The following is a 12,939-nucleotide window of genomic DNA, read 5'->3' as shown; positions in this document are numbered from 1 at the left end:
TTGGATAGTTCATGGCTCAAGCTTTTATTGGTTTCGGTGGCAACATTGGCGATACGCGACAACTCATCACTGACGCAATCGTCTGTCTTGCACTCCGCTGCGAGTTGCAGATTATTGCTAAGAGCTGCTTCTATCAAAGTGCCCCTGTCGATGCTTTGGGGGGTGACTACATCAACTCCGTAATCGAAATTGAGACTCAATTAAGCCCTTACGGCCTTTTACATGTTTGCCAGGCCGTAGAGCAAGAGTTTGGCCGTGAGCGCCCTTATGCCAACGCACCCCGCACGCTAGACCTAGATATTCTGTATTTTGAAGGCGTATCTCAGGACGATACCGAATTGACCCTTCCGCACCCCCGCATGACGGAGCGCTCTTTTGTGCTGCTACCGCTTCTTGAAATCGCCCCAGATTTCTTTTTACCTCATTTCGGCGAACTGAAAAGCTATTTACCTAAAGTGGCTCACCAGCGCATCGAAGTTCTCAATTGCCGAAATTGCGCCTCTACTGAGAAAAAGGCTTATAGCCAAGCACCACAGTAATTCATTACACTCTGCGTATGGGTTATCTGCAAGGCGAAAAGCCAATCACTATTTCTAAGCTCCTCTCCATGCATGCGGAGAGCGAAAAAATTACCATGTTGACGGCATATGACTCGACTATGTCGGCTCTTTTAAATCGCTGCGGCATCGATGTCATTCTCATTGGCGACTCTCTAGGTAATGTCATTCAGGGTCATAGCAGTACTACTCCCGTCACTATTGAGCAAATGGTTTATCACACCAGTTGTGTTGCGCGCGCCAATACCGCTTCCTTTTTGATTGCGGATCTACCTTTTGCGAGTTATGGCGATCCCGTGCAAGCATTAGATTCTGCGGCAGAGTTAATGCGTGCCGGCGCCGATATGGTGAAGCTTGAGGGTGGCGGCGAATGGCAAACCGAGATTATTCATTACTTAGTAAAACGGAGTGTCCCTGTGTGTGCACACCTCGGCTTATTACCCCAATCAGTTCATCTCTTAGGTGGCTACCATGTGCAGGGTAAGTCCAAAGATGCGGCCACCGTAATGCGAGAGCAGGCATTCGCTTGCGAAGCGGCTGGCGCACAAATGCTAGTCTTGGAAGCCATTCCGTCTTCGCTGGGTAAGCAAATTACTGAGTCACTATCCATTCCTACCATCGGCATTGGGGCAGGCCCAGATTGCTCTGGTCAAGTTTTGGTGTTGCCAGATATGCTCGGCATTAGCCCAGGCAAGCCTCCCAAGTTTGTAAAAAACTTTTTGGATGGCAGTCCCTCCATAGAATCCGCAATTAAAACTTACATTCGCTCTGTCAAGTCCGGAAAATTTCCTAGCCCAGAACATTGCTTCGCTGGTTAATGAAAGAAGCTTTTTACTCCCTCAAACCAACCTTTTTGCTGAGGGTTGTGTTTGCCACCCCCCACTTTCAAACTCTCATCAAATTTACTCAATAGATTTTTTTGCTCGTCGGTCAGCTTGATTGGGGTTTCAACCACGACATGCACCAAGAGATCGCCAATCACGGCTGAACGTAAACCTTTAATACCCTTGTTGCGCAGACGGAAAGTTTTACCGGTCTGAGTACCCTCAGGAATAGGGAATTCCACTCGACCCGTTAGAGTTGGTACCTCAATATCTCCACCAATCGTTGCCGTAGCGAATGAAATGGGCATTTGCACATGGAGATCGCTACCGTCGCGCTCAAAAACTGGGTGCGGCTTCACTCTAACCTCAACATATAGATCGCCCGACGGCCCGCCATTAATTCCTGGCTCTCCATTACCTACCGAGCGCACACGCATGCCATCGTCTATGCCAGCAGGAATCTTGATCTCTAATGTTTTTTGCTCTTTTAATTTTCCGCTGCCGTGACAAGTTTTGCAGGGTTTTGGAATATGCTCGCCCGTGCCACGGCACTTAGGACAAGTTTGTTGCATCGAGAAGAAACCTTGCTGCACTCGGACTTGGCCATGGCCATCGCAGGTACCGCATCTTTCTACCTTGGTTCCCGCCTCAGCACCGCTACCGGCACATGGCTTGCAATTACTCCAACTCGGCACACGAATCTGGGTGGTATAGCCCTCAGCAGCCTGCTCTAAGCTAATGTCCATGTTGTAGCGCAGGTCAGCGCCCTTATAAACCTGTGGACCAGCCTGGCGGCCGCCGCCTTGTCCGAAAATATCACCAAAGATGTCACCGAAAGCATCGGCAAATCCGCCTCCGCCACCAAATCCCCCCATGGAAGGATCGACCCCGGAATGGCCGTACTGGTCATAAGCTGCGCGCTTATTTGCATCGGTCAGTGTTTCATAGGCCTCTTTGACTTCTTTAAATTGCGCTTCGGCATCTTTGCTGTCAGGATTGCGATCGGGATGGTATTTCATGGCCAGCTTCCGATAGGCTGCTTTTAGCTCAACATCGCTTGCACTTTTAGCAACCCCAAGCACTTCGTAAAAATCGCGTTTACCTTTAGCCACAACTATTCCTCTCAACCACCTCAATGACACAAGTCGGCACGTGGCCGACTTGTTGTGAAATTACTGCAAAAACTAACTTTTCAGATAATACCGATTACTTCTTGTCATTAACCTCTTTAAAGTCGGCATCCACTACATCAGCATCTGGCGCAGCAGCTTGAGCGCCACCAGGTGCGGCACCGCCACCTGCTTTAGCTTGCTCAGCAGCCATAGCCTTTTCGCCTAGCTTCTGACTGACTTTACCCAAGGCTTCGGTCTTGGCTTCAATTGCCGACTTATCGTTGCCTTTGATGGTCTCGTCAAGTTCTTTCAAGGCAGCCTCAATCGCTTCTTTTTCAGAGGCGTCCAAGGTAGCGCCATGCTCTTCCAATGTCTTCTTAGTAGAGTGCGCTAAGGCATCGGCAATATTGCGAGCGGTAACCAATTCCAAAGCTTTCTTATCCTCATCCGCATTGGCTTCGGCATCCTTCACCATGCGCTGGATTTCTTCTTCGGTTAAACCTGAATTGGCCTTGATCGTAATTTTGTTTTCTTTACCAGTGGTTTTATCTTTTGCGGTGACATGCAAAATGCCATTGGCGTCAATATCAAAAGTTACTTCAATTTGTGGCATACCGCGTTGGGCAGGGGCAATTCCTTCTAGATTGAACTCGCCCAGTAGCTTGTTGGCAGCAGCCATCTCACGCTCACCCTGAAAGCACTTAATCGTGACTGCAGGCTGATTATCTTCCGCAGTGGAATACACCTGTGAATGCTTAGTAGGAATAGTCGTGTTCTTTGGAATCATCTTGGTCATGACACCGCCCAAGGTTTCGATACCCAAGGACAATGGTGTTACATCCAAAAGCAATACGTCTTTGCGATCACCTGATAAAACGGATCCTTGAATTGCTGCACCCACTGCAACGGCTTCATCAGGATTCACGTCCTTACGTGGCTCTTTACCAAAAATCTCTTTTACTTTGTCCTGCACTGCGGGCATACGTGTTTGACCACCAACCAAAATGACGTCGTCGATATCGGCAACGTTCACACCCGCATCTTTAATGGCTGTAAGGCAAGGACCAGCAGTACGCTTGATCAACTCTTCTACCAAAGACTCGAGCTTGGCACGCGTCAGCTTCAAATTTAAATGCTTAGGACCGCTTGCATCTGCAGTCACATAAGGCAAGTTAATTTCTGTTTGCTGTGCTGAAGACAGTTCAATCTTGGCTTTCTCGGCGGCATCTTTCAGACGCTGTAAGGCCAATACGTCTTTACTCAGATCAACACCTTGTTCTTTTTTGAACTCTGCAATGATCCAATCGATGATGCGTTGGTCAAAATCCTCACCGCCCAAGAAGGTATCGCCGTTGGTGGAGAGCACTTCAAACTGCTTCTCGCCATCCACGTTAGCAATCTCAATAATGGATACGTCGAATGTACCGCCACCCAAGTCATAGACTGCAATCTTGCGATCAACCTTGTCTTGCTTGTCCAAGCCAAAAGCCAAAGCAGCAGCAGTTGGCTCATTGATGATTCGCTTGACATCTAAACCAGCGATACGGCCAGCATCTTTGGTAGCTTGGCGCTGACTGTCATTGAAGTAAGCTGGAACCGTAATCACGGCTTCTGTTACTTCTTCGCCGAGGTAGTCTTCAGCGGTTTTTTTCATTTTGCGCAAAATTTCAGCGGAAACCTGCTGTGGCGCCATTTTTTTATCGCGCGCCTCAACCCAAGCGTCGCCATTGTCAGCTTGAATAATTTTATAAGGCATGAGACCGATGTCTTTTTGCACTTCTGCATCAGTAAATTTACGACCCATCAAACGCTTGACGGCGTAAATGGTGTTGCGTGGATTGGTGACTGATTGACGCTTAGCAGGAGCACCCACTAAGACTTCGCCATCTTCCACATAGGCAATGATGGATGGGGTTGTACGCGCGCCCTCGGCGTTCTCAACAACCTTAGGTGCATTGTTTTCAACAACGGAAACGCACGAATTCGTGGTTCCTAAGTCAATTCCGATAATTTTTCCCATAATTGCTCCAAATAATTAAATTGTTAGGTGATTGCAACTGAACTGCTGTAAATAAATTGATACCGAGTAAATTGGGTCAAAAAAATGAATTTCAAGAGCTTTAGCGGTCAAAAGGTGAGAATTTGTCCCTAAATGACCTTCATCTCAACAATCTACAAGAAAATGCTTATTTTTTAGGCATTACTGGGGTGCGCTCACCGTCACCAAGGCCGGACGAAGGATGCGATCAGCGATGGAGTAGCCACGCTGCAGCACGGAAACTACCGTATTGGGATCTTGTTCTGAGGGTACTGAAGCAATCGCCTGATGGTGATGCGGATCAAATTTATCCCCAATTGCAGGGTTAATTTCAGTCATGCGGCCCTTTTCAAAGGCGGATAGTAACTGTTTAAGAGTAATTTCCAAACCCTCTTTAAACGCCTTTGCATCTACCGCCTCAGCGCTTAATGCTGCATACAAGCTATCGGTCACTGGCACCAAATGCTCTGCAAAACTCTCAATGGCGAACTTGTGGGCCTTAGATACATCCTCAGCAGCACGGCGGCGGATATTTTCACCCTCAGCCTTGGCGCGCAGAAAGTTATCTTGCATTTCAGAGAGTTTTTGCGCTAATTCGGCTAATTCTTCTTCAGGCGTCATTGCGGTCAAGCCTGCGGGTTCTGCATGAGAGGCATCCGCGGATTGAGGATCTGGGCTGGTATTTTCCTGCTCAGGGGCTGGGTGCTGATTATCTTGAGTCATGGTTTGAGGTCACTCTTTTATCTATAGGGCCAAGCAATGATAAGGGGTCAGATGTTTCAATTTCAAGACAACTTAGGCAATTCTCTCTTTAGCTAACTCTGCCCTCTCATTGCGTTTAGTAAGCACTGCCTCAGACTCAGAGTCAAGCGGCCAGCCCACTAAATGCTGCTGAGCAATGATTTCAAGCGCTTCAATCCACGCAGGATTGCTATTGAGGCAGGGAATGTAGCGGTAGTCTTTGCCGCCGTGCTCCAAGAAAATTTCGCGCGCCTCCATGGCAATCTCCTCTAGGGTTTCCAGGCAGTCCGCTGGAAATCCTGGGCAAAAAATATCCATCCGCTCACAACCCGCTTGAGCCAACTTCTCGATTGTGGGTGCGGTGTAGGGCTTGAGCCATTCCGCCTTACCAAAGCGAGATTGAAAAGTCACCAAATATTGCCCTGCTTCTAATCCTAAAGCCTCGCCTAGCATGCGGCCCGTCTTCAAACATTCGCAGTGATAGGGATCACCCCGCATTAAATTCCGTTTGGGCAGCCCATGAAAGGACATCACAAAACGATCGCCCTTAGCAAAATCAGGGCACCCTTCTTTATCCCAAAAGGTCTGTACCTGATCACGCAAGGCGTTGATATAGGCTGGGTAGTCGTGATAGTGCTTCACGAGGCGAAGCTCCGGCTGATTGCGCCACTTACCGAGCACCCGAAATACTTCATCAAAGCTCGAGGCTGAGGTTGTTGCTGAATACTGGGGATACAAAGGCAATAAGAGTAAGCGCTCCATTCCTTGCTCCTGTAGCTCACCCAAGACGGCTTCAGTAGAAGGTTGCCCGTAACGCATCGCTAAATCCACCAAAACAGTTTGGCCGTGTTGTGCAAAACGCTCGCCCAGTTCTTTAGCTTGTAAGCGGGAATAATGCATCAAAGGGGAGCCTAATTTAGGCAGCCAAATAGAAGCGTATTTCTTGGCAGAGGCGCCACTGCGAATCGGCAAAATAATGCCGTTCAAAATGCACCACCAAATGACTCGCGGAATTTCCACCACCCTAGGGTCGGATAGAAATTCTTTTAAGTAGACTCTCACTGCCTTGGCGGTAGGTGCGGCAGGGGTGCCCAAGTTCAGCAATAAGATCGCAGTTTTAGTGGGGCGTAAATGGGGGTTTGGGTTCAAGGCGTGCTCGTCTTTTGGAATTTAGAAGTGGGTTTGATAACTGAGTTTAATAACTCAAGGCGCCAGACAGCAATTTGGAGGTAATGTCGACAATCGGAATCACTCGATCGTAAGCCATGCGAGTGGGACCAATAACCCCCAAGGTACCGACGATTTGACCATCAATACTATAAGGCGCGCTAATGACGGCTAGGTCTTCGTAAGGAAGTAAGTCGCTCTCGCCGCCAATAAAGATTTGAATACCGTCAGCATGACTCGAGGTATCTAGCAGTTGCACTAAGACAGATTTTTGCTCCAGCATGTCGAACATCTTGCGCAATTTATCTAAATTTGAGCTCAAGTCTCCTATATTTAATAAGCGGCGTTCACCCGATAACACCACCTCACTGTGACCCATGCCATAGTCACTTTCACCGCTGTGCAGGGCCAAGGCCATCAAGCCCGCAATATCTGCCCGCAAATGGTCTAGGTCAGACAAGAGATGGGCACGAACTTCAGCGAAACTTTTACCCGCAAACTGAGAATTAATGTAGTTACCTGCTTCAGTTAACTGACTGGGTGAGTAATCTTGTGTCGTTGGCAAAATACGGTTCTGAACGTCGCCTTCTGGAGTTACCAATATAAGCAAAATTTTGCCCTCGCCGAGGCGCAAGAATTCAATATGCTTAAAGACTTGGGCACGCTTTGGTGTCATCACCACACCAGCGAAATGCGTCAAATTCGACAAAATTTGTGCCGCTGAGCTGAGAACCCGTTGGGGCGAGTCTGGCAACAAGCCCTGCTCTACCTCTCGCGCAGTGATTGCCTCTATCGGCCGAACTGTCAACATCGTATCGACAAACAAACGGTAGCCACGAGGCGTTGGAATTCTGCCTGCCGAGGTATGAGGGCTGGTTACCAGCCCCAATTCTTCTAAATCTGCCATGACATTACGAATAGTGGCCGCAGAAAGATCCAACCCTGAAGAGCGCGAGAGGGATTGCGAGCCGATGGGCTGACCCTCCTCGATGTAGCGCTCGATGAGGGTTTTGAGTAATGCGCGGGAACGATCGTCCATGGTGGAAGAGATTTTTAGCCTATGGTTTAATCGTTATATGTTAAGCCCATCCGCAAATTTGACCAAGAAGGCATTTAGCCGGGTTGCCCTCGTTGGCAAATATCAGGTAGATGGCATGCAAGAACGATTGAGCGAGCTTGCTAAGCTGGTTACCGGCTTGGGTTGTCAGGTATTCATTGAGTCCGGCACCGCCGATCACTTGGGTCTGACAAACTACCCCACCAAGGGTATCGATGCCTTTACCAACGAGATTGATCTGGTCGTGGTTTTGGGTGGCGATGGCACCATGCTGGGTATTGCACGTCAATTAGCCGGTAGCAATGTTCCTTTAGTTGGCATCAATATGGGGCGCTTGGGATATATGACCGATATTCCCATTCAATCGGTGCAAGATATTCTCCCCAAAATGATTGCCGGCGATTACGAAGCAGATACCAGAACCCTGCTGGACGCCATCGTGCTGCGCAATGGCAAGGAAATTAATCGCGCTTTGGCATTGAATGATGTCGTGGTGAACCGCTCAGGAATCTCTGGCATGGTCGAATTGGCTGTGCGCGTCAATGGTTCTTTTATGTATAACCAACGTTCTGACGGTTTGATTGTATCCACTCCAACGGGCTCGACTGCGTACGCGCTTTCCGTAGGTGGCCCCATCCTTCATCCAAGGGTTGCCGGCATCCTTTTGGCTCCAATTGCGCCCCATTCTCTGTCAAATCGTCCGATCGTGTTGCCGCCAGATGTCACTATTAGTATTGAAGTGGTTGAGGGCAAGCAAACAATTGTCAATTTTGATATGCAATCTCAAACAGATTTGCAAGTGGGCGACTCTATTGAAGTGAGTCAATCTGACAAATTTATTAGCCTATTGCACCCTCGCGCTCACAGTGACTACCAAACTTTGCGTGAGAAATTGCATTGGAACGAATATCCATCGACATTCTGATGTCAAATAATCCTCTACGCTAATACATGCTTCAAATCCTCGCACTCCGTGACTTTGTTATTGTTGAACAGCTAGAGCTCGATTTCTCTGCAGGCTTTTCAGTCCTCACCGGCGAAACCGGTGCTGGCAAATCGATTTTGCTTGATGCCCTCGGCCTTGCCTTAGGTGAACGCGCTGACAGCAGCCAAATCCGCGAAGGATGCCAGCGTGCTGAAATCAACGCACACTTTCGGGTAGATCCTCCACTAGTTAATCAATTGATTACGTGGCTCGATGAGCAAGGCTTTCCCCTTGAAGATGATGGACAGAGTCTCATACTGAAAAGAACGGTGGAAAGTAATGGTCGTAGTCGCGCCTTTATTAACGGCAGTGTAGCGACCCTAGCGCAATTACGAGAAGTTGGTGATCAACTCGTTGATATTCATGGTCAACATGCTCATCAGCTCCTGCTAAAAAGTGGAGCGCAAAGAGAGTTGCTAGATCGTCATGCAAATCTGATCGCGCTCACTACCGAAGTGAGTCAACTATTTAAATTATTAACTGACTCCCGTCGTCGCTTAGAGCAAGCGGAAAATGCCGGGCAAGATATTGAACGTGAACGAGAGCGCCTAGAGTGGCAGCTAGAAGAATTAACTGAACTCTCTCCGCAACTTGGTGAATGGGGCAGCATTCAAAGTGAACATGCGCGTCTAGCCAATGGCGCCAAAATTATTACCGGTTGCCAAGAAGCAATTGAAGCCTTGAGCGAGGCCGAAAACTCGGTAGAGTCCACGCTGTCCAAAACCACCACCCAAATGCGCGCACTGGCTGAGCATGATGTGGCATTGGTAGACATTAGCCAAGCTCTTGAATCTGCGCAAATCCAGATTGATGACGCGGTGCATGCGCTCAATCGCTACTTGCAAAAATTAGAGTTAGATCCAGCGCGTTTAGTGATGCTGGAAGAGCGTATGCAAGCTCTCCATAGCGCTGCTAGAAAATACCGTACCGAAGCTGATGCCTTGCCCGCACTACTCGTTGAAACTCATGAACGCTTGGATACGTTAACTGCCTCACAAAATATTGAGTCCTTACGTGCTAGCGTCAAACAAAATGAGGTCAACTACCTAGGACTGGCAAAGCAGCTTTCGCAAAAACGTCATAAGGCTGCGCTTGATCTAGGCCGGCTTGTGACTGCCGCAATGCAAGATCTCTCGATGCTCGGTGGGCAATTGGAGATTGCCTTGCCACCACTCAATGAAGGTGGTCTCCACGGTCTTGAGCAGGTGGAATTTCTAGTGGCTGGACATGCGGGTAGCACACCACGTTCTTTGGCTAAGGTTGCCTCTGGTGGCGAGTTGGCTCGCATCAGTTTAGCGATCAGCGTCATTACGAGCAAAGCCTCCTTCACCCCAACCTTAATTTTTGATGAGGTGGATGCTGGTATTGGCGGTGCAGTTGCTGAGACCGTTGGAAAACTATTACGGCAGTTAGGTGAATCGCATCAAATTTTATGCGTGACACACTTGCCTCAAGTTGCCGCCCAGGGGAATCATCATTTAAAAGTTAGCAAATCCCAAGCGGTCGATAAAACGGTGTCGCAAGTAACGCCGCTAGGCAGATCAGAGCGAGTTGAAGAAGTTGCGCGCATGCTTGGCGGCACAACGATTACCGATACAACACGGCGTCACGCCCGTGAATTATTAGAGCAAAACTAAAGCAAGGTAGGCGACTTAAAGACGGCTTGCCATAAGTCTAGAACTGCTTGACGAGCTCGCAGTAATTCAACTTCTGAGTCTATTGATATTCGAGTTTTCTCAAAACCATCGAGGCGCAGGCGATGCTGACGCGCACGGAATAAACGATAGGCATCACCTACCTTAATAGCCGCCTCCCGCTCGATCAAACCGACTTCTGCGGCTACCCGCAAGAGCGCAATGTTTCCCAAGTTGTCGATGAGCTGGTGATAGCGGTGCGCATAGGCCAAGATGAGGAATTGCACAATGAATTCAATATCCACCATACCGCCCGCATCGTGCTTTAAATCGAACGTGCTATCTGGATTTGAATGGCCGGCATGGACCTTTTGACGCATCTCGATAATCTCTTGCCTCACCTGAGGGATATCGCGTACCTGACTTAAAACTTCAAAGCGGACTGCATCAAACATCAGGCCCACTTCCTGCTTACCCCCCGAGAAACGGGCGCGGGTCAATGCTTGGTGCTCCCATACCCAGGCGGCATTATCGCCTTCGCGCAATTGGTATTTTTTAAAGGCCTGCACATTGGTAACCAAAAATCCAGCAGATCCATTCGGACGTAGACGAGTATCAATCTCAAAGAGACTGCCTGCTGAGGTGTATGCCGTAAGCCAGTTAATCATGCGCTTGGCGAGGAGGGCGTACATTTCCTGAGCTGCCAAGTCTGAATCCGCTGCCTCATATAAAAATACTAAATCTAGATCGGATGAGTATCCCAGCTCTTTACCCCCCAACTTCCCATAGGAAATAATCGCAAAGGGTGGGAGCGTGTTTGCATCGGCACTAAACTTTTGCGCCACACTAGGCCACACATACTTAAAGATAGTCTGCAAAATCAAATCAGCCAAAGTAGAAAGGTGATCGCTCACTTTTTCTACAGAAAGGGCTTGCTTCACGCCAATACCTAAATCTGCCAAGAGTGTAATGAAGGTTTCGGTATGCTGAGTGACGCGCAAAATATCCATAGCACGCTCGGCACCATCACCTTGAGTCATGGCATCGTCTAAACGAAGCTCTAAGGTAGCCCTGACCTCGGTCCAATACATTTCGGGGCGCTCAATCATCTCCATTTCAGCATGGGAGTTCAAGAGGTGATCCAGTAAGTAAGGATGCCTGCTTAAGTATTGCGCGCCCCATTGGGATTCGCGTAGCAAAGCAAGGACATTTAATAAAGCCTTGGGATACTCCGACAGAATAGATAAATAGGCAGTTCTTCTGACAATGGTTTCAAGCAGTTCAAAAAACCGCACTAAGACAGCATCCGCGCTCACCTCAGTCGGCAATTCTGCTTGCAACAGATCAGCCGCTTTATGAATGAGCTTATTAAAAATTAAGCGGCTTTTTTCTGGCAGCAGCTTTTGTTTTGAGCTCTCGTTCCAAGTCTTCCAACGACTTAAAGAGAGGGGGAAGCGTTGAGGGTCTGGCTCCCAATCCAGTGCCAGTGGCGCTAAATCCAAACGGGACTCCTCATTTAATACAAAGGCCTCTTCAAATAATTTGGCCACGCTGGACTGATGATGGTCGAGTGCAGTTAAAAACTGCGCTTGATCTGTGAAACCCATACTCAGTGCTAAGCGAGCTCGAGCATGAGAGTCTTCAGGCAAATAATGCGTTTGTTGGTCTTCCCAAACTTGAATGCGATGCTCTAAGCGCCGTAAGAAGACGTAAGCAAGCTTTAAAGAGTCAATGGCTTCGGCTGGCAAGGTCCCTTGTTGTTTGATGAGCTCTAGCACTTCTAAGGTTGGGCGAATGCAAAAACGGGGATCGGTTCCGCCCCGCATCAGCTGAAACATTTGCGCCAAGAATTCAATTTCTCGAATGCCGCCGCGCCCTAACTTAATATCCCGAGACCGGCCGGCATACGCAGATGAGCGTTTTTCTGCCTCCCGCTGAATTTGTGAATGCAACTCACGGATAGCGGAAATAACGCCGTAGTCTAAATGACGTCGATAAATGAAGGGGCGGATGAGTTGATTAAGGAGCTTATCGTAGAAAGCAAACGCCGGAGAATCTGGCGATGGGGCAATTAACCTACCTTTGATCCATGCATAGCGTTCCCACTCCCTACCCTGAACGGTGAGGTATTCCTCCAGCATATCGAGGCTGCACACTAAGGGTCCGGAGTCCCCATTGGGTCTTAAACGCATATCTACCCGAAATACAAAGCCGTTGCCGTCTAGTTCTGCCAATAACTTAATGAGGCGCTTACCCATCCGCGTAAACCACTCTTGGTAAGACAGGCTCTTGGAAGCGCCCTCAGTCTCACCCTCATGCTCATAGAGGAAAATGAGATCGATATCGGAGGAGAGATTAAGCTCGAGACCGCCCAACTTGCCCATACCAACTACCAATAAGGGCATTTCAGCGTGATTAACAGTACTCCACGGAAGTCCAAAACGAAGCTTTAAATCTAGTCGAATAAAGGCAATGCAGATAGCAATGGCCTTTTGGGCAAAGAAACTCAAGGCATGGGTGACCTCAGCTAAATCCGCCAAGCCATTTAAATCCCGAAAGGCAACCCACAGCATCAAGCGCTGCCTTGCCAAACGAATCTCAGCCATGAAGTGAGCTTCATCCTGACTCTCCCCCTCTATGATGGAGTGACAGGACTCAAAAAGCGAGTTAATGCCAGATGGGTCTATTTTTTGCTCGCCAGCAGCCTGCAACCAAGGCAACCACTCGGGTCGGGCGAGCAACCACCGTTGCGCATACTTAGAGTGCTGCTTTAAAAAAGCGATTTGCTCAGGGAAATCCGTCATTTCTCCATCTTAATCGGTCT

The 12,939-nt window shown here is 48.6% G+C and carries 10 protein-coding genes; 4 read left to right on the top strand and 6 right to left on the bottom strand.

The window, feature by feature from the left end:
* Positions 1–11: 11 nt before the first annotated feature.
* Together folK and panB are read left to right on the top strand one after the other, a co-directional pair.
* Positions 12–539, top strand: a complete 528-nt coding sequence (folK, locus tag CP950_RS01455; RefSeq protein WP_096672077.1) for a 2-amino-4-hydroxy-6-hydroxymethyldihydropteridine diphosphokinase — start codon at positions 12–14, stop codon at positions 537–539.
* 17 nt (positions 540–556) lie between these two features.
* On the top strand, positions 557–1,375 hold the full coding sequence (panB, locus tag CP950_RS01450; RefSeq protein ID WP_096672076.1) for a 3-methyl-2-oxobutanoate hydroxymethyltransferase: 819 nt from the start codon (positions 557–559) through the stop codon (positions 1,373–1,375).
* Here the strand turns inward: panB and dnaJ are convergent.
* The 5 genes from dnaJ to hrcA form a co-directional block, all read right to left on the bottom strand.
* Positions 1,372–2,493, bottom strand: coding sequence for a molecular chaperone DnaJ (dnaJ, locus tag CP950_RS01445; protein ID WP_096672075.1), 1,122 nt, complete (start codon positions 2,491–2,493; stop codon positions 1,372–1,374). The two genes, panB and dnaJ, sit on opposite strands and share 4 nt — an antisense overlap.
* Before the next feature lie 94 nt (positions 2,494–2,587).
* Positions 2,588–4,513: a molecular chaperone DnaK gene (gene dnaK / locus CP950_RS01440; protein WP_096672074.1), complete on the bottom strand. Its 1,926-nt coding sequence runs from the start codon at positions 4,511–4,513 to the stop codon at positions 2,588–2,590.
* 180 nt (positions 4,514–4,693) lie between these two features.
* Entirely contained in the window at positions 4,694–5,254 is a 561-nt protein-coding gene (gene grpE / locus CP950_RS01435; RefSeq protein ID WP_096672073.1) for a nucleotide exchange factor GrpE, read from the bottom strand.
* Positions 5,255–5,326: 72 nt separating this feature from the next.
* Positions 5,327–6,421 (bottom strand): ferrochelatase, encoded by a 1,095-nt coding sequence (hemH, locus tag CP950_RS01430; protein WP_096672072.1) that lies wholly within the window; start codon positions 6,419–6,421, stop codon positions 5,327–5,329.
* Positions 6,422–6,467: 46 nt separating this feature from the next.
* Positions 6,468–7,478, bottom strand: a complete 1,011-nt coding sequence (gene hrcA / locus CP950_RS01425) for a heat-inducible transcriptional repressor HrcA (RefSeq protein ID WP_096672071.1) — start codon at positions 7,476–7,478, stop codon at positions 6,468–6,470.
* Positions 7,479–7,515: 37 nt separating this feature from the next.
* On the opposite strand from hrcA, the gene CP950_RS01420 reads away from it, so the two are divergent.
* Positions 7,516–8,421 (top strand): NAD kinase, encoded by a 906-nt coding sequence (locus tag CP950_RS01420; RefSeq protein WP_096672401.1) that lies wholly within the window; start codon positions 7,516–7,518, stop codon positions 8,419–8,421.
* A 26-nt stretch (positions 8,422–8,447) separates the two neighbouring features.
* Positions 8,448–10,118 carry a DNA repair protein RecN gene (gene recN, locus CP950_RS01415; RefSeq protein ID WP_096672070.1) on the top strand — a complete coding sequence of 557 codons (1,671 nt, stop codon included), beginning with the start codon at positions 8,448–8,450 and terminating at the stop codon, positions 10,116–10,118.
* On the opposite strand, the gene glnE is transcribed toward recN, so the two are convergent.
* Positions 10,115–12,919, bottom strand: coding sequence for a bifunctional [glutamate--ammonia ligase]-adenylyl-L-tyrosine phosphorylase/[glutamate--ammonia-ligase] adenylyltransferase (glnE, locus tag CP950_RS01410; RefSeq protein ID WP_096672069.1), 2,805 nt, complete (start codon positions 12,917–12,919; stop codon positions 10,115–10,117). The two genes, recN and glnE, sit on opposite strands and share 4 nt — an antisense overlap.
* Positions 12,920–12,939 lie beyond the last annotated feature (20 nt).

Origin of the sequence: Polynucleobacter meluiroseus, assembly GCF_900205755.1 — a bacterium.
In the GTDB taxonomy this organism is placed as follows: domain Bacteria; phylum Pseudomonadota; class Gammaproteobacteria; order Burkholderiales; family Burkholderiaceae; genus Polynucleobacter; species Polynucleobacter meluiroseus.
The sequence above is the reverse complement of the archived record's forward strand: the minus strand, read 5'-3'. Positions and strand labels throughout refer to the sequence as shown.

Coding starts and splice junctions, on each gene's coding strand:
- folK (WP_096672077.1), top strand. CDS start 12: ATGGCTCAAGCTTTTATTGGTTTCGGTGGCAACATTGGCGATACGCGA.
- panB (WP_096672076.1), top strand. CDS start 557: ATGGGTTATCTGCAAGGCGAAAAGCCAATCACTATTTCTAAGCTCCTC.
- dnaK (WP_096672074.1), bottom strand. CDS start 4,513: ATGGGAAAAATTATCGGAATTGACTTAGGAACCACGAATTCGTGCGTT.
- grpE (WP_096672073.1), bottom strand. CDS start 5,254: ATGACTCAAGATAATCAGCACCCAGCCCCTGAGCAGGAAAATACCAGC.
- hrcA (WP_096672071.1), bottom strand. CDS start 7,478: ATGGACGATCGTTCCCGCGCATTACTCAAAACCCTCATCGAGCGCTAC.
- CP950_RS01420 (WP_096672401.1), top strand. CDS start 7,516: ATGTTAAGCCCATCCGCAAATTTGACCAAGAAGGCATTTAGCCGGGTT.
- recN (WP_096672070.1), top strand. CDS start 8,448: ATGCTTCAAATCCTCGCACTCCGTGACTTTGTTATTGTTGAACAGCTA.
- glnE (WP_096672069.1), bottom strand. CDS start 12,919: ATGACGGATTTCCCTGAGCAAATCGCTTTTTTAAAGCAGCACTCTAAG.